This is a genomic window from Streptomyces sp. NPDC052236, assembly GCF_044548015.1.
Taxonomy (GTDB): domain Bacteria; phylum Actinomycetota; class Actinomycetes; order Streptomycetales; family Streptomycetaceae; genus Streptomyces.
Genome location: NZ_JBIUBL010000002.1, coordinates 173,254 through 189,701 on the forward strand (window position 1 = coordinate 173,254; position 16,448 = coordinate 189,701).

16 protein-coding genes are annotated in these 16,448 nt (G+C 70.9%); 6 read left to right on the forward strand and 10 right to left on the reverse strand.

Annotated elements, in window-relative coordinates:
• Positions 1-544: 544 nt before the first annotated feature.
• Positions 545-1,183, reverse strand: a complete 639-nt coding sequence (locus ACIHCQ_RS04725; protein WP_399657957.1) for a uridine kinase — start codon at positions 1,181-1,183, stop codon at positions 545-547.
• Between the two features lie 131 nt (positions 1,184-1,314).
• Between ACIHCQ_RS04725 and ACIHCQ_RS04730 the strand changes: the two genes are divergently transcribed.
• A complete protein-coding gene (locus ACIHCQ_RS04730) occupies positions 1,315-1,722 on the forward strand; it encodes a hypothetical protein (RefSeq protein ID WP_399657959.1) in 408 nt (135 codons plus the stop codon).
• Between the two features lie 66 nt (positions 1,723-1,788).
• On the opposite strand, the gene ACIHCQ_RS04735 is transcribed toward ACIHCQ_RS04730, so the two are convergent.
• Genes ACIHCQ_RS04735 through deoC form a run of 3 tightly spaced genes read right to left on the reverse strand, consistent with a single transcriptional unit; the run spans position 1,789 to position 5,141 of the window.
• The gene (locus ACIHCQ_RS04735; protein ID WP_399657961.1) at positions 1,789-2,709 is read right to left on the reverse strand and encodes an aldehyde dehydrogenase family protein; all 921 of its coding nucleotides are present in this window, start codon (positions 2,707-2,709) and stop codon (positions 1,789-1,791) included.
• Entirely contained in the window at positions 2,702-4,162 is a 1,461-nt protein-coding gene (locus ACIHCQ_RS04740; RefSeq protein ID WP_399657963.1) for an aldehyde dehydrogenase family protein, read from the reverse strand. Before ACIHCQ_RS04740 ends, ACIHCQ_RS04735 begins: the two co-directional genes overlap by 8 nt.
• 7 nt (positions 4,163-4,169) lie before the next feature.
• Positions 4,170-5,141: a deoxyribose-phosphate aldolase gene (deoC, locus tag ACIHCQ_RS04745; RefSeq protein WP_399658646.1), complete on the reverse strand. Its 972-nt coding sequence runs from the start codon at positions 5,139-5,141 to the stop codon at positions 4,170-4,172.
• A gap of 111 nt (positions 5,142-5,252) precedes the next feature.
• Between deoC and ACIHCQ_RS04750 the strand changes: the two genes are divergently transcribed.
• A complete protein-coding gene (locus ACIHCQ_RS04750; protein ID WP_399657965.1) occupies positions 5,253-5,984 on the forward strand; it encodes a PH domain-containing protein in 732 nt (243 codons plus the stop codon).
• 309 nt (positions 5,985-6,293) lie between these two features.
• Positions 6,294-6,458 (forward strand): hypothetical protein, encoded by a 165-nt coding sequence (locus tag ACIHCQ_RS04755; protein WP_399657967.1) that lies wholly within the window; start codon positions 6,294-6,296, stop codon positions 6,456-6,458.
• 286 nt (positions 6,459-6,744) lie between these two features.
• Here ACIHCQ_RS04755 and ACIHCQ_RS04760 read toward each other — a convergent pair whose 3' ends face one another.
• Both ACIHCQ_RS04760 and ACIHCQ_RS04765 read right to left on the reverse strand, forming a co-directional pair.
• Complete coding sequence (locus ACIHCQ_RS04760; protein WP_399657969.1) at positions 6,745-6,870, reverse strand: hypothetical protein; 126 nt, start codon at positions 6,868-6,870, stop codon at positions 6,745-6,747.
• Positions 6,871-6,967: 97 nt separating this feature from the next.
• On the reverse strand, positions 6,968-8,326 hold the full coding sequence (locus ACIHCQ_RS04765; protein ID WP_399657971.1) for an alkaline phosphatase PhoX: 1,359 nt from the start codon (positions 8,324-8,326) through the stop codon (positions 6,968-6,970).
• A 202-nt stretch (positions 8,327-8,528) separates the two neighbouring features.
• On the opposite strand from ACIHCQ_RS04765, the gene ACIHCQ_RS04770 reads away from it, so the two are divergent.
• On the forward strand, positions 8,529-8,807 hold the full coding sequence (locus ACIHCQ_RS04770) for a hypothetical protein (protein WP_399657973.1): 279 nt from the start codon (positions 8,529-8,531) through the stop codon (positions 8,805-8,807).
• Positions 8,808-8,826: 19 nt separating this feature from the next.
• On the opposite strand, the gene ACIHCQ_RS04775 is transcribed toward ACIHCQ_RS04770, so the two are convergent.
• From ACIHCQ_RS04775 to ACIHCQ_RS04790, 4 genes are all read right to left on the reverse strand, one after another.
• Entirely contained in the window at positions 8,827-10,023 is a 1,197-nt protein-coding gene (locus tag ACIHCQ_RS04775; RefSeq protein WP_399657975.1) for a hypothetical protein, read from the reverse strand.
• Between the two features lie 100 nt (positions 10,024-10,123).
• On the reverse strand, positions 10,124-11,797 hold the full coding sequence (locus ACIHCQ_RS04780; protein ID WP_399657977.1) for a phospho-sugar mutase: 1,674 nt from the start codon (positions 11,795-11,797) through the stop codon (positions 10,124-10,126).
• Between the two features lie 380 nt (positions 11,798-12,177).
• Positions 12,178-13,008: a purine-nucleoside phosphorylase gene (locus ACIHCQ_RS04785; protein ID WP_399657979.1), complete on the reverse strand. Its 831-nt coding sequence runs from the start codon at positions 13,006-13,008 to the stop codon at positions 12,178-12,180.
• 112 nt (positions 13,009-13,120) lie between these two features.
• A complete protein-coding gene (locus tag ACIHCQ_RS04790) occupies positions 13,121-13,558 on the reverse strand; it encodes a gamma-glutamylcyclotransferase (RefSeq protein ID WP_399657981.1) in 438 nt (145 codons plus the stop codon).
• A 259-nt stretch (positions 13,559-13,817) separates the two neighbouring features.
• On the opposite strand from ACIHCQ_RS04790, the gene ACIHCQ_RS04795 reads away from it, so the two are divergent.
• Together ACIHCQ_RS04795 and ACIHCQ_RS04800 are read left to right on the forward strand one after the other, a co-directional pair.
• Positions 13,818-15,257 (forward strand): NAD(P)H-quinone dehydrogenase, encoded by a 1,440-nt coding sequence (locus ACIHCQ_RS04795; RefSeq protein WP_399657983.1) that lies wholly within the window; start codon positions 13,818-13,820, stop codon positions 15,255-15,257.
• Between the two features lie 153 nt (positions 15,258-15,410).
• On the forward strand, positions 15,411-16,415 hold the full coding sequence (locus tag ACIHCQ_RS04800; protein WP_399657985.1) for a DeoR/GlpR family DNA-binding transcription regulator: 1,005 nt from the start codon (positions 15,411-15,413) through the stop codon (positions 16,413-16,415).
• Positions 16,416-16,448: the final 33 nt, after the last annotated feature.

Consider the following 16,448-nt stretch of genomic DNA (forward strand, 5'->3'; position numbering starts at 1 on the left):
CGCGGGATCGGACAGGCCGGGGGGTCTTGTCCGGTCCCGCGCTTCTTTGTGCCTAAGCCGGCACCCGCTCTCGCAGAGGTGGTTGCTCACCATGGCGGTTCACAACTGCTCGGCATACATGCCGCTTTAGTGACTTTTAGTGCGTCCGGGTGAAACGTTCCGGTGATCGGTGCGTCCGTCCGGCGGGCGTGTGTAGCGTGTGCTGTGCGATCTGGGACGCCGGGTGTGGCGCCAGCGTGCGGGGCCCCCGCTCCACCAGTGAGATGGTTCGGGGCCTCCCCGCCGTCTCTGGCCACACCCACATGGCCAGGTCGTCAGGGAATCCGCTCACCTGGAACGGACCGCATACACGATATGCGTCGCCGCCCAGGACGAGAAAGCGGACGACCAGCCTGCCCAAGACCGTTCGGGGCAGCGCCGCCGAGAGGACACGCTCCTGCTCGGTGACAAGGAACGGTTCCTCAATGGCCGCTGAGGTCAGAGCTGGGGCTTCGCCCCGCAGCCCGCAGGGTGCTCGGGGACCGAGGCAAGGGGCGGCGGGGCGTTACGCCAAGGTCCGTGCCGGGGGCATTGCGTCGCAGTGGCCCGCCGCTGCGGACAGGCGGCCCAGCGCCTCCGCCTTGTCGCACGGGTGCGCGCCCAGCGCGGTCTGTCTGGCCACGATCCCGCGTTCCGCGCGCATCAGCCGCCAGCCCCTGCGCAGCAGGAAGCCCACCGACTTCCGGCCCTCCCGCAGGTCCCGCACCAGCCGACGCCGGAAGGTCGTTGACGGACGGCCGCGCAGGCACAGCGCGTCCGCCAGTACGCCGAGCTCCTGGCAGCGCCGCACCACGTCCGCGGCGAAGATGCCCTCCGCCACGAACAGCGGCGTATGACCGACCTCGAAAGCCTCCCGGTCGACTCGCGCGCTCGTGGCGATGTCGTACACGGGGACGGTCGTACGTCCCGTACGGCACAGCTCCACGATCGCCTCCACCGCCGCGTCCGCGTCCCAGGACAGCGGGGAGTCCCAGTCGATGTCCGTACTGGCCGTGACCAGCGGAAGTGTCGGGTCGTCGCCCTCTTTGTAGAAGTCGTCCAGGCGCAGCACCGGCAGACCGGTGCGGGCGGCGAGGGAGGACTTTCCGGAGCCGGAGGGGCCCGCGAGCAGCACGACGCGGGTCGGGAGGTGTTGGGAACTCACGGGAGACAAGTGTGCGGCATTGACTCGTGCAGGGAACCCCCGGGGTGGACGCGGGGTGGACTGTTGGTATCCAGATCACACTTCGATTACCCTGCGTGCTCTATTGATTACTTGTCCAGGTGGGGAAATTCATGGCTCGTCACGCAATTTCCAACAACCAGCGGCGCGGCCTGCTGCGCCTCGGTCTCACCGTCGTCGCGGCGGGCGCCGCACTCGGCGCGGGCGGCACGGCGGCGCAGGCGGCACCGGCATCAGCGGCGCCGGCGGCGCCGCTGATGCCGGTGGACAGTCTGGGGGACAACCTGAATGTGATGGCCGCGTTCGAGCACGCCCTGCCGGGTGCGCTGGGCCCCGTCAAGGACCTCCAGCTCGACCCCTTGGCGAATACCGGCGTCGACCCGCTGGACAACGTCGTGGGTACGCAGATCGCGGACTTCAAGCCGCTCAGCAGTGCGATTGCCACGGACCCGCTGACCAAGGGCGGGGCGCTGCGGGACCTTCCGCTGGCGGGTGAGCTGACCGGGCTGCTGCCCGGGTGAGCCCCCTGCCGCCGGACGGGGCGGCAGGGGGCTCGGCAGGGGGCGGTGCGGAGGCGTGGAGGAAGGTCAGTACGCCGAGCCGGACGCGCCGAGCGAGCCCGTCGGGTGCCAGACCGTCTTCGTCTCCAGGAAGGCCGTCAGCCGCCGCGTACCCGGGTCGGCCGAGAAATCCACAGGCTGTGGACGAAGGACGCGCTTGAGGTTGTCGGCCGCCGCGACCTCCAGCTCCTTGGCGAGTACGTCGTCGGCGCCGGTGAGGTCGATCGCGTTGACGTCCTGGTGCGCGGCGAGCGGAGTCGCGAGCTCGGCGGTCCGGCCCGAGAGGATGTTCACCACGCCACCGGGGAGGTCCGACGTGGCCAGCACCTCGCCCAGCGAGAGGGCGGGCAGCGGGGCCTTCTCGCTCGCGATGACGATCGCCGTGTTGCCCGTCGCGATCACCGGAGCGAGCACCGAGACCAGGCCCAGGAAGGACGACTCCTGGGGCGCGACGACGGTCACCACGCCCGTCGGCTCCGGCGTGGAGAGGTTGAGGAACGGGCCCGCGACCGGGTTCGCCCCGCCCACGATCTGGCCGATCTTGTCGGTCCAGCCCGCGTACCAGACCCAGCGGTCGATCGCCGCGTCCACGACGGCCGCGGCCTTCGACTTCGACAGGCCCTCCGCGTCCGCCACTTCCCGTACGAACTGGTCTTTGCGGCCCTCCAGCATCTCGGCGATGCGGTAGAGGACCTGGCCGCGGTTGTACGCGGTCGCGCCCGACCAGCCGCCGAACGCCTTGCGGGCGGCGACGACCGCGTCACGCGCGTCCTTGCGTGACGACAGCGGGGCGTTGGCCAGCCACTTTCCCTTGCCCGCCGCGTCAGCGGCTGATGTTGCCGTCGTCACTTCGTACACCCGGCCGCTCTCGGAGCGGGGGAACTTGCCCCCGACGTACAGCTTGTAGGTCTTGAAGACGCTCAGTCGCTCAGTGGTGCGCTCAGACATCGAGGTAAGCCTCCAGGCCGTGGCGACCGCCCTCGCGGCCGAAGCCCGACTCCTTGTAGCCGCCGAAGGGCGAGGTCGGGTCGAACTTGTTGAAGGTGTTGGCCCACACCACACCCGCGCGGAGCTTGTTGGCCACCGCCAGGATGCGGGAGCCCTTCTCCGTCCAGATGCCGGCGGAGAGGCCGTACTGGCTGTTGTTGGCCTTGGCGACCGCCTCGTCCGGCGTACGGAACGACAGCACGGACAGCACCGGGCCGAAGATCTCGTCGCGCGCGATGGTGTGCGCCTGGGTGACGTTCGTGAAGAGCGTCGGCGCGAACCAGTAGCCGGAGCTCGGCAGCTCGCACGGCGGCGACCAGCGCTCGGCGCCCTCCGCCTCGCCCGTGTCGGTCAGCTCCTTGATCCGGGCCAGTTGCTCGGCGGAGTTGATCGCGCCCAGGTCGGTGTTCTTGTCCAGCGGGTCGCCGATGCGGAGCGTGGACAGCCGCCGCTTCAGCGAGTCGAGCAGCTCTTCCTGGATCGACTCCTGGACCAGCAGGCGCGAGCCCGCGCAGCAGACCTGACCCTGGTTGAAGAAGATGCCGCCGACGATGCCCTCGACGGCCTGGTCGATGGGGGCGTCGTCGAAGACGATGTTCGCGCCCTTGCCGCCCAGCTCCAGGGTGACCTTCTTGCCGGTGCCCGCGATCTGGCGGGCGATGGCCTTGCCGACGGCGGTCGAGCCGGTGAAGGCGACCTTGTTGACGTCGGGGTGCGCGACGAGGGCGGCGCCCGCGTCCCCGTAACCCGGCAGGATGTTGACGACGCCGCGGGGCAGGCCCGCCTGGCGGCAGATGTCCGCGAAGAACAGGGCGGACAGCGGGGTCGTCTCGGCGGGCTTGAGGACCACCGTATTGCCCGTCGCGAGCGCCGGGGCGATCTTCCACGCCAGCATGAGGAGCGGGAAGTTCCAGGGGATGACCTGGCCCGCGACGCCGAGCGAGCGCGGGTTCGGGCCGTATCCGGCGTGGTCGAGCTTGTCGGCCCAGCCCGCGTAGTAGAAGAAGTGCGCGGCGACCAGCGGGAGGTCCGCGTCGCGGGTCTCCTTGATCGGCTTGCCGTTGTCGAGCGTCTCCAGGACGGCCAGTTCGCGCGAGCGCTCCTGGATGATCCGCGCGATACGGAACAGATACTTCGCGCGCTCCGAACCGGGCAGCGCCGACCACTTCTCGTACGCCTTGCGGGCCGCCTTCACGGCGCGGTCCACGTCCTCGGCGCCGGCCTGGGCGACCTCGGAGAGGACCTCCTCGGTGGACGGCGAGACGGTCTTGAAGACCTTGCCGCCCGCGGCGTCGGCGAACTCGCCGTCGATGAAGAGGCCGTACGAGGGGGCGATGTCGACGATCGACCGCGACTCGGGCGCGGGCGCGTAGGCGAAGGGGCTGCTGGTGCCGCTGGTTGGTGTGTGGGTCATGGCTTTCTCAGTCCACCGTCACGTAGTCGGGCCCGGAGTAGCGGCCGGTGGCCAGTTTCTGGCGCTGCATGAGCAGGTCGTTGAGCAGGCTGGACGCCCCGAAGCGGAACCAGTGGCTGTCCAGCCAGTCCGCGCCGGCCGTCTCGTTGACCAGCACCAGGAACTTGATCGCGTCCTTGCTGGTACGGATGCCGCCCGCGGGCTTCACTCCGACCTGTATCCCAGTCTGCGCCCGGAAATCGCGCACGGCCTCCAGCATGAGGAGGGTGTTGGCGGGGGTGGCGTTGACCGCCACCTTGCCGGTCGAGGTCTTGATGAAGTCCGCGCCCGCGATCATGCCGAGCCAGGAGGCGCGGCGGATGTTGTCGTACGTGGAGAGCTCGCCGGTCTCGAAGATGACCTTCAGGCGGGCGGCCCCCGCGGCCTCCTTCACGGCGCGGATCTCCTCGTACACCTTGAGGTAACGGCCGGAGAGGAAGGCACCGCGGTCGATCACCATGTCGATCTCGTCGGCTCCGGCGGCGACGGCGTCGCGGGTGTCCGCGAGCTTCACGCCGAGCGCGGCACGGCCGGCCGGGAAGGCGGTGGCGACGGAGGCGACCTTGACGCCGGAGCCCTGGAGGGCCTCCTTGGCGGTGGCGGCCATGTCGGGGTAGACGCAGAGCGCGGCGGTGGAGGGGGCCGTACGGTCGGTCGGATCGGGGCGCACGGCCTTGGCGGCGAGGGACCGGACCTTGCCCGGGGTGTCCGCGCCTTCCAGTGTCGTCAGGTCGATCATGGAGATGGCCAGATCGATGGCGTACGCCTTGGCAGTGGTCTTGATCGAACGCGTACCGAGCCCGGCGGCGCGGGCCTCCAGGCCGACGGGGTCGACGCCCGGGAGTCCGTGGAGGTAGCGGCGCAGCGTGCTGTCGGACGCGGCTACGTCGGCGAAGGCGGGTGAGGCTTTGGCGGGGATGGTGGGAGTGGTGGTCGGCATGGTCACCAGATGAGCATATCTACGCGCGTAGCAGCCTGTACAGGGGGCTACGCGTACGCCTGTGGGGACGGGCGGGGCGGGAGGCCGGAGCCGTACGGCAGAATCGGACACATGACGAGCCCCAACCCGAGCCCGGAGCCTGAGCGTCCGGAGACCGGCCCGGAACCTGAGCCTTCTGGCGCTCAGGCTTCTGGATCTCAGCCTTCTGCGCCTACCACCGAGCCTGCCACCGAGCCTGCCTACGCCGACCGGATTTTCCGGTCGCCCGCGGGCATGGTCGGCGGCGGACTGCTGCTCGCGCTGGCCGTCTGGATCGCCGGGGACGCGATCGTCCGGGGCGAGGGCCGTACGCCGTGGCTCGCCCTGGCCGGGGCGCTGCTGGCGGTGCCGCTGGTGGTCGCGTTCTCGCTGCGGCCCGCTGTCTTCGCCAACGACGACCGGCTGCGGATCAGGAACCCGTTCCGGACGATCACGCTGCCGTGGGGGTCCGTGGCGGATCTGCGGGCCGGGTACTCCTGCGAGGTCTTCACGCAGACGGGCGCGAAGTACCAGCTCTGGGCCGTCCCGGTCTCACTGCGCCAGCGCAAGAAGGCCTCGCGCCGCCAGATTCAGAAGGCGAGCGACGACCCGCACGGCAGGACCTCGGTGTCGGCCGACGTCTCGGACGCGCGGGCGCGCACGGCTTCGGCGGACCGGACGATCGCGGACCTTCGGGAACTGGCGGAGACCAAGGCGTCGAGCCCGGGGGCGCAGGGGGAGCCGGAGATCCGGTGGGCATACGAGATCGTGGCACCGGCCGCGGCGGGGGCGGCGCTGCTCGTCGTACTGCTGGCGATCGGCTGAGATTCGCCCGGCGGGGCGTCGGGGGTCTTCTCGATCGCGGTCCGGGGAGGCCGCAAGCGAGCTGGTGGCCAAGCGGCGGTCGCCGTCCAGCGCGGCGGCATCGGCAAGAGTGGTCTGGTAGCAAGAGCGGTCCGGTAGTACGAGAGGGCCCGCGGATCATCCAGCGTCTTCGCTCGGCCACGCACCGCTCCGACAACCGCAGCGCCGCAGCCCCGAATTTCGCCCGAGGCCAATGGACCGCACGGCCGGCCCCCGGAGGCCAGTCGCCGACAATTCCGGGGCGCCGGCCTCTGCCGCGAGCCTGTACGCGTGGGCGTAGTAGCGCTGAGCCAACCCTTGATCGCCCTCGTCCTGAGCCATCCATCCGGCAAGGTGCACAAGCTGCGAGGCCGCGCCGAACAGAACCCGGCCGGTCTGGTCCGTACATCCGTACAGGTGCCGTCCAACCAGCGGCCGACGTCCTCGGTCGGATAACGCTCGGCCAGATACCGGGCATGAACCGCCGCCGAGCTCAGCCGCCGCGTCGCCGAGGACCTGTGTCATCTGCTGGACAGCGGCGACCTCGCGGGGGCCGACCCGTACGCCACCGGACCACTGCTGGACGCGGCCGGGCAGGGCCTCGCGGGTGTCCCACCAGTGGGCCGCGGAGATCTCGGCGTTCGCCTCGAAGCGACGGGGGTTCGCGGTCCGGCCGGTGAACAGGGCTCCGTGCTCGGTGCGCCCGGCAGGTCCCAGGGTTGCCGGGATCGATCGAAGACCATCAGGGCCACAAGGGCAGCGGCGAGCCATCGGTGCCAGGGAGCGCGTCCTCCGTGCCGCCGGTGAAGGAGACAAGAGCATTGCCGAAGCCGTCGACAGGCAGTGGCTGATGTGCGGGGCCGGTCATGTGGTGAGAATTCCCGGCCCTCGGGACCATCAGCCGAGTCGGCCGAGGGCTGCCGGACCCATTTCTGGCTTCGGTCCGGCAGCCCTGCGTGGACGGATCAGAGCGCGCCCTGGTGCCAGGGGCCGGTGATCGCGAATGTGATGCCGGGGGTCTGGACGTTCACGAACAGCCAGTTGCCGTTCTTCGGTTCGAACACCGAGCCCGCCCACTCGGAACCCCTGTGGTCGGCGGCCGGGACGTTCTTGCCCGCTGTCCCGCCGCGCAGATCGGCGTTGTTGGCGGCGAAGCGGAAGATCTCGCCGTCCGTGGTCAGCCCATGGACGTACTCGGTGCCGCTGCCGTCCTCGCAGAGCACCAGGCCGCCGCGGGGGCTGACGCACATGTTGTCCGGCGCGTTGAGCACATCGGCGCCCGGGGAGGCGAAGAGCACCTGGAACTCGTCGGTGGCCGGGTCGAGTTCGAAGACTTGGCCCTGGCGGGCCGGGCCGCCGTCGGTCGTGATCACGTAGATGCGGTCGTTGCCGTACCAGGCGCCCTCAAGGCGGCTGAACACTGCGGCGCCGTTCGCCTGCGCCTGGAGCCGCACCGTGTCCGCCGCCGGGTCGACCTCGTCGACCGGCACCCAGGAAACGGTGCCGTACGCCTTCTCCCCGTCGCGGCGGGTGTCGTACGTCGTGGCGCCTATGCGCATCGCTTCGAGCCGGCCGCCCTTGGACAGGTCGCCCGGCACCGCCGGAACGAACCGGTACAGCGACGCGTCACCCCGGTCCTCGGTCTCGTAGACGTAGCCGGTCGCCGGGTCGATGGCGATGGCCTCGTGGTTGAACCGGCCCATGGCCCTGTAGGGCTCAGGGTTGCCCTTGCCCTCCGACGCCACCTCGAAGACGTAGCCGTGGCGCTTGCCGGCAGTCGTGGAGAAGGTCTCCTCGCAGGTGAGCCAGGTGTTCCACGGGGTGGGCCCACCGGCGCAGTTGCGGATCGTGCCGCCGAGGCTGCCGTAGGACTCCAGCCACTGGCCGGCGTCCGGGTCGAAGACCATGGTGATGGTGCCGCCGCCGGCCTCGGGATTGTAGGCGGGAGCGGTGAAGGCGGGTCCGGCGCCGAGCTCGTGGTTCCGTACGAGGTGGACCCGGTCCCCGTAGCGGAAGGCCGCCATGCCGTCATGCGCGCCCGGTGTGCGTACCCCGTCGTCCATGAGGTCGTTCGTCCAGCCGTAGGTGATGTACTCGAACCCGCGCGGCAACTGCAGCAACTCCAGGCCGGTCGCCTGGTCCTTGACCGGGCTCAGCGGGCCGTACCCGGGATCGAACGCGCGCTTGACCGGCGCGGCTGCCGCCGTCCTCGCGGCGAGAGCCTGGAAGGGGACGGACGCGGCCGCGGCCACGGCAGCCCCGCGCAGGAGGGTGCGTCGTTCAAAACCGGCACCAGTCGCTCTTCCAGCGGACTTGCCTGTCATGGGAATCCTCTCGGTGCAGCGGACTGGGGGCGGCGGGAGTCACCCTAGGAGCGAACTCCTGGTCCATTGCCCAACGGAAGGTGAGCGTTGGAAGAACCCTTTTCAGCCACCGAGCGGGGAACCGGCCAGGGCCAGTCCGCACTGTCAGTGGCAGGTGGTGGGATGGCCAGGACCTGTAGAAGATCAACACCGGGAGCCCGCCGTGCAGCCTGCATACCCGTCCCTGACTCATGCCCTGGCCGGGACTCTGGTCGACCTCGCCTGGTTCGTCGAAGGTGCTGACGACGAACAGATGGATCCGGACGATGCGGTCAAGGCGCTTGAGGGTGTCGCTGCCGGGCTGGACCACCTGTCGGGTGGTCAGCGGAGTGAGTTGCTGGATCTGCTCGGGACGATGGCCCGGGCCGAGAGCGATCCAGCGCGGCGGGAGTTTCTGGAGGGATTCCCCAGCAGCTTCGGGCTCGTGGAGGATTCGGACTGACCGACCCTCTTACGCAGGGTCAGGGCGGGCCCTTCCACGCCAGCAGCATGTACGCCCCCAGCCACGCCGACGACACCGTGGCCGCCCCCAGCACCACAACCACCGTCGCCGCCCGCCGCGCCCTCGCCAGTGCCAGCGCGGGCGGCAGCAGCAGCGGAAAGCCCGGCAGCAGAAAGCGGGCGCGCGGGAAGAAGACGCCGCCGCTGCCCAGGACCACCAGCAGCAGTACGCCCGTGAAGACCAGCAGCGCCGGCGGCTGACGGTCCGCGACGCAGAGCAGGAACAGCACCACCGACACGACCAGCATCAGCGACACCGCCACCAGGAAGAGCTGAGGAGTCGTCAGATACATCAGGAACCGGCGCAGCGAGCGCAGTGTCGTCCGCCCGCCGTCCCACTCGTTCCGCCACAGCCTCTGTACGGCGAAGTAGCCGTCCACGCGCCCCAGCCGCAGCCCCACCCACGCGACGAACCCCAGCCACCCCAGCGGCGCGATCACCGCCCCCGCCAGCGCGCGCCGCTCCCCCCGGCAGGCCGCGCGCAGCGCCGTCACCGTCACCGCCGCCGCGACCGCGATGCCCGTGGGCCGGGTCAGCCCCGCCAGCACGGCCAGCCAGCCCGCCCACACCCATCGCCCCGTGAGCACCGCGTACAGCCCCCACGCCGCGAATGCCGTGAACACCGACTCCGTGTAGCCCATCCACTGCACGATCGCGACCGGCAGTACGCCCCACAGCACCGTGAGCACCGTGCCCACCCGCCGCCCGTACAGCCGGTCGCCCACCGCGAACACCCCCCACGCCGCGACGAACGAGAAACCCACCGCGACGAGCAGCCCGGCCGTGGCCAGGGAGCCCGGGGTGACAGCGGCGACCGCCTTCACCAGAGCCGGGTAGAGCGGGAAGAACGCCAGGTTGTTGGCGTCCGGCCGGGTGCTCAGCGCGTCGGCGTACCCATGGCCGGCGATCTCCAGGTACCAGCGCGAGTCCCAGGACGTCGCCAGCGTCGGCCAGACGCCCTGGCGAGCCGCATGCGCCCATCTGGCCAGGACCAGCAGGCCGCACAGCCGCACCGCGAGATAGCCGAGCAGCGCGGGCGCGGCGCGGCGCAGGGCGCGCAGCAGCCGGGTCCTTACGTCCGTCGCGCCGCCACGTCCCGCCTCCGAGTGGCGGCGGGACGCGGGGACGGTGGGACGAACAGTCGTGGCGCGGGACACAGCGTCACCTTGTCCCGGACGGTCCGCCGGAGCGCGTTCCGCTGCCTCGACTCCGTACGGGAATCACCCGTAGGGACGTACGCAAACGGCGTAACGAACCTCAGATTCCGGCCGCCACCGACAGGTCCCTCTTGATGCCGGCGAGGAGTTCCCCGGCCCGCACCCGCGCCGGGGTCAGTTCCGAGGCGTCCGCCACCGGAACGACGACCTCCAGATAGCACTTGAGCTTGGGCTCGGTACCGCTCGGGCGGACGATGACCCGCGCCTGGAACGCGCCGTCGAGGTGGTACCGCAGCCCGTCCGTCGGCGGCAGCCTGTCCGTGCCGCGGTTCAGGTCCTCGGCGCTGATCACCCGCAGCCCGGCGAGGACCGTCGGCGGCCGCTCGCGCAGCCTGCGCATCGCGTCGGCGATGACGCTCAGGTCCTCGACCCGGACCGACAGCTGATCGGTGCCGTGCAGTCCGTGCGCGACGGCGAGGTCGTCGAGGAGGTCGGAGAGCGTACGTCCCTGAGCCTTCAGTTCCGAGGCCAGCTCGGCGATCAGCAGCGCGGCGGTGATGCCGTCCTTGTCGCGTACGCCGTCGGGGTCGACGCAGTAGCCGAGCGCCTCCTCGTAGCCGTACCGCAGTCCCTCCACGCGCGCGATCCACTTGAAACCGGTCAGCGTCTCCTCGTACGGCAGCCCGGCCGCGTCCGCGATCCGCCCCAGCAGGGACGAGGACACGATCGACTCGGCGAACGTGCCGCGCGCGCCTTTGTGGACCAGGTGGGCGGCGAGCAGCGCGCCGACCTCGTCGCCGCGGAGCATGCGCCAGCCGCCCGGCATGTCGTCGTCGGGCACGGCGACCGCGCACCGGTCCGCGTCCGGGTCGTTGGCGATGACGAGGTCCGGCTGCACCCGGCGGGCAGTCTCGAAGGCGAGATCCATCGCCCCCGGTTCCTCCGGATTGGGGAACGCGACGGTCGGGAAAGCCGGGTCGGGCTCGGCCTGCTCCTGTACGAGCGTGGGCGCGGGGAAGCCCGCGCGGGCGAAGGCCGCGGTCAGCACGTCCTTGCCGACGCCGTGCAGGGGGGTGTAGACGGTACGGGCGGTGCGCGGCGACGCGGCAGTGAGCACGGCGTCCGTACGCGCCAGATAGGCGGCCAGGACGTCGTCGCCGAGGATCTCCCAGCCGGTCTCGGCACGCGGCACTTCCTGGAGGCCGCGGACGGCGGCGATCTCGGCGGCGATCTCCGCGTCGGCGGGCGGCACGATCTGGGAGCCGTCGCCGAGGTAGACCTTGTAGCCGTTGTCGCGCGGGGGGTTGTGGCTGGCGGTGACCTCGACACCGGCGACGGCGCCCAGGTGCCTGATGGCGAAGGCCAGTACGGGGGTGGGCAGCGGCCGGGGGAGCACGGCGGCGCGGAATCCGGCGCCGACCATGACGGCGGCGGTGTCGCGCGCGAAGTCGGCGGACTTGTAGCGGGCGTCGTAGCCGATGACGACGAGGCCGTCGCCGTGGCCCTGGTCCTGGCCTTGGCCCTGGCCCTTCGCCCGGAGATACGCGGCGAGCCCGGCGGCCGCGCGGATGACGACGGCGCGGTTCATCCGCATGGGCCCGGCCCCGAGCTCCCCGCGGAGCCCGGCCGTACCGAACTGCAGCGTCCCGCTGAACCGCTCGGCGAGCGCGTCGAGGTCCTGGGCGTCGATGAGCTTGGCGAGCTCCTCACGAGTCTCGTTGTCCGGGTCCTCGGCCAGCCACGCGCTGGCTCGCGCGATGAGGTCCTGCTGCACGGTTGGTCCGCCTCTCGTGTGACGTGGTCGGTGTTGTGTGTGACCCGGTGGGGCCGGGGGCTGTCCTGTACCCGCGATCCGCGGCGGCGAAGCGGCCCACCGAGCCATGACCGTGGCCAGAAGTCCGACCTCGCCGGAAGAACCAGCCCCGCCGGCGTTTGAGGCGCTAGGGGTCCCCCCACGCCGTCAGGGCGTAGGGGGAGGGTGAGGGGGCAGCGCCCCCGACAAGGGCCTGAGATCTGGGGCACGGCCCGGGTCCTGGTCGGGGCTCTGCCCCGAGCCCCGCTCCTCAATCGCCGGAGAGGCTGGAAATGAAGCCCGAGGGCATGGATAGGCCGGAGTGGCTGGAACTGAACGCCCCGGGGTGAGGGGGCCGCCCCTCAGATCCGGTTCAGCACCCTCGTCAGCAGCTCGCCCATCCGCGCCGCCGAGTCCCGCCCCGCCTGCAGCACCTCTTCGTGGTTCAGCGGCTCGCCCGACAGCCCCGCCGCCAGGTTCGTCACCAGCGAGATGCCCAGCACCTCCGCGCCCGCCTCCCGTGCCGCGATCGCCTCCAGCACCGTCGACATGCCGACCAGGTCGCCGCCGAGCACGCGGACCATGTTGATCTCCGCGGGCGTTTCGTAGTGCGGGCCGGGGAACTGCACGTACACGCCCTCCTCCAGCGACGCGTCGATCTCCTTGCACAGCGCCCGCAGCCGCGGCGAGTACAGGTCCGTCAGGTCCACGAAATTCGCCCCGGCGATCGGCGACGTCGCCGTCAGGTTGATGTGGTCGCTGATCAGAACCGGCTGGCCGGGGCGCATGCCCTCGCGCAGGCCGCCGCAGCCGTTCGTCAGGACGATCGTCTTGCAGCCCGCCGCCACGGCCGTGCGCACCCCGTGCGCCACCGCCGCCACCCCGCGGCCCTCGTAGTAGTGCGTCCGGCCGAGGAAGACCAGCACCCTCTTGCCGCCGATCTTGTACGAGCGGATCGTGCCGCCGTGGCCCTCGACCATCGGCGGCGGGAAACCGGGCAGCTCGGTGACCGGGAATCCGGCCTCGGGCGCGCCGAGCGCGTCGACAGCCGGCGCCCAGCCGGAGCCCATCACCAGTGCTACGTCGTGCGTCTCGGCGCCGGTGAGCTCGCGCAGGCGCGCGGCGGCGGCGTCGGCTACGGCGTGGGGGTCGGCGGCAGCGCCGTTGAGGTCCGGATTCACAGATGCGTTCACATTGACGAGCGTAACCGGTCCGGCCCTACGCGCGTAGATTACGCCTCGGCGATCTCCGGATCGTTGCCTTGTCGTTTCCGGGAAGGGAACGGCCGGGAAACACACGCACGCGTCAGCAGGGACGCTTGCGCAGCTCCATCACATAGTCGTGCGGCGCGCCCGCCGACTCCGCCGCGTCCGCGAGCTCGCCCAGATACCGCGCCGAAGGAAGCCCGCCCTCGTACCCGTTCAGTACGTACAGCCAGGCCGGCTCCTCGCCGTCCAGCGTGTCCACCCGGACCCGCATCCGCCGGTATATGTCGAGTCCGACGCCCTCCCAGCGGTCCATGGAGTCCTCGTCCATCGGCGCGATGTCGTACAACGCGACGAATACCTGCGAACGCGGCGCCTCCACGATCGTGGCCAGCGCGCCTTCCCAGCCCATGTGCTCGCCGCCGAAAGTCAGCCGGTGGCCGTTCAGCCAGCCGGTCCCGCGCAGCGGTGAGTGCGGTGCGCGGCGGGACATCAGCCGCGCGTCGAGGTTGCCGGCGTACGCGGCGTAGAGCGACATGTGATCGAGGGTACGGGAGGGGACGCGGAGGCGGCCCATACGGCGGAGTCGTACACGGATACGCCAGGCGCACAGCACCGCGCACGGCACCACATACGGCAGGTGTACGGCGGGCCACACGCCCTACCGAGCCCCGCGGGCGAAGCAATCCGCGCCGTGCGGGACAATGGAGTACGTACTGCATCCCCCGGGGCACCCCCCGGACCCCCGGTCGGGCGGGCAGGCGCGCCGGGATTGACCATACGAGGCGGACTTTTTCGTGACCCGGATCGTGATCATCGGCGGCGGACCCGGCGGTTATGAGGCGGCCCTCGTGGGCGCCCAGCTCGGCGCGGAGGTGACCGTCGTCGACTGTGACGGTCTCGGCGGGGCATCCGTGCTCACCGACTGCGTACCGTCCAAGACCCTGATCGCCACGGCCGAGGTGATGACCACCTTCGACTCTTCGTACGAAGAGCTGGGCATCATCGTGGCCGACGACACCCCGCACGTCGAACAGGCGGCCCGCGTCGTCGGCGTCGACCTCGGCAAGGTCAACCGACGGGTGAAGCGGCTCGCCCTCGCCCAGTCCCACGACATCACCGCCTCCGTCACCCGGGCCGGCGCGCGCGTGCTGCGCGGCCGTGGCCGGCTGTCGGGCCAGCAGGCGATGGACGGCTCCCGCCAGGTGATCGTGCGCGCCGCGGACGGCACGGAGGAGACGCTGACCGCCGACGCCGTGCTGATCGCGACCGGCGGCCACCCGCGCGAGATCCCGGACGCCCTGCCCGACGGTCAGCGCATCCTGAACTGGACGCAGGTGTACGACCTGGACGAGCTGCCCCAGGAGCTCATCGTGGTCGGCTCCGGTGTCACCGGCGCCGAGTTCGCCGGCGCCTACCAGGCGCTCGGCTCCCGGGTCACGCTCGTCTCCTCCCGCGACCGCGTGCTGCCCGGCGAGGACCCGGACGCCGCCGCCGTCCTGGAGGACGTCTTCCGTCGCCGCGGCATGAACGTCATGGCCCGCTCCCGCGCCGAGTCCGCCAAGCGTGCCGGTGACCGGGTGGAGGTGACGCTGTCCGACGGCCGGGTCATCTCCGGCACGCACTGCCTGATGGCGGTCGGCGCGATCCCGAACACCGCGGGCATGGGCCTGGAGGAGGCCGGGGTACGGCTGAAGGACTCGGGCCACATCAAGACCGACAGGGTCTCCCGTACGAACGTGCCCGGTGTGTACGCGGCCGGGGACGTCACCGGCATCTTCGCGCTCGCCTCCGTCGCGGCCATGCAGGGCCGTATCGCGATGTACCACTTCCTCGGCGACGCGGTGCAGCCGCTGAACCTGAAGACCGTCTCGTCGAATGTCTTCACCGACCCGGAGATCGCGACGGTCGGCTACAGCCAGGCGGACGTGGACGCGGGCCGGATCGACGCCCGCTCCGTCAAGCTGCCGCTGCTGCGCAATCCGCGCGCCAAGATGCAGGGGATCCGGGACGGCTTCGTCAAGATCTTCTGCCGTCCGGGCACGGGCATCGTGGTCGGCGGCTGTGTCGTCGCGCCGCGCGCCAGTGAGCTGATCCATCCGATCTCGATCGCGGTCGACAACAACCTGACGGTAGAACAGATCGCAAACGCCTTCACGGTGTACCCGTCTCTGTCGGGCTCGATCGCCGAGGTGGCACGGCAGTTGCATACCCGCAAGGCGGCGGGCGAGGCGTAAATCCGACAAACACCCACAAGCGCTGCGCACTTGGTGCACGGACCGATCAACTTCGGGGGTTTCATACCACTCAGCAGCCCCTGGCGTGCCCAACTTCCTTAATTCGGCGAATAGTGCTGAAACCAATCGGGCGGTGGGGTTACTGTCAGTTTCGTGTTCGCTGCAGAACGTCGCCAATTGATCCTTGAAATGGTGCGCGCCAACGGGGCTGTGTCGCTCCGTGAGCTCGCCCGTGTCGTCCAGACCTCCGAAGTGACCGTACGGCGGGATGTGCGGGCGCTGGAGGCAGAAGGACTCCTCGACCGCCGGCACGGCGGTGCGGTGCTGCCGGGCGGTTTTACGCGGGAGTCCGGCTTTCCGCAGAAATCCCTGTCCGCGACCGCCGAGAAGACCGCCATCGCCGATCTCGCCGCGAGCCTCGTCGAAGAGGGCGAGGCCATCGTGGTCGGAGCGGGGACGACGACGCAGGAGCTGGCCCGCCGGCTCGCGCGCGTCCCCGGACTGACCGTCGTCACCAACTCCCTGCTCGTGGCCCAGGCGCTGGCGCATGCCAACCGGGTCGAAGTCGTCATGACCGGCGGGACGCTGCGCGGCTCCAACTACGCGCTCGTGGGCAGCGGGGCCGAGCAGTCCCTGCAGGGGCTGCGGGTCTCCCGCGCCTTCCTCTCCGGGAGCGGGCTGACCGCGGAGCGTGGCCTGTCGACCTCCAACATGCTGTCGGCGAGCGTCGACAGGGCACTGGTTCAAGCCGCGTCGGAGGTGGTCGTCCTCGCGGACCACACCAAGCTCGGCACCGACACGATGTTCCAGACCGTGCCCACGGATGTGATCATGCGGCTCGTCACGGACGAGCCGCCCGCGCACGACGACCGCGCCGCCACCGAACTGCAGGCCCTGGCCGACCAGGGAGTACAGATCGCCGTGGCCGGTACGGCAACGGGCGCGGGGACGGGGACGGGAACGGGGGCGGGCGGCGCGGCGGGTGAGGGTGTCCCGCCGGGGCGGCAGCCCCGCCGTGACGTACCGCTGCCGGGCCAGCGCCGTACGCGCGGCGGGCCGGGGCCACAGCTGCGGAGCGCGGCCGGCGGGGCGCTGTCGGGAGACCAGGGCCCGGGGACCGAGCGGGCGGCGCGAGTGGCGGACCTCCGCCGCCGCTGACCGGCCGTATTCACCGTATTCATACGTGTGGGG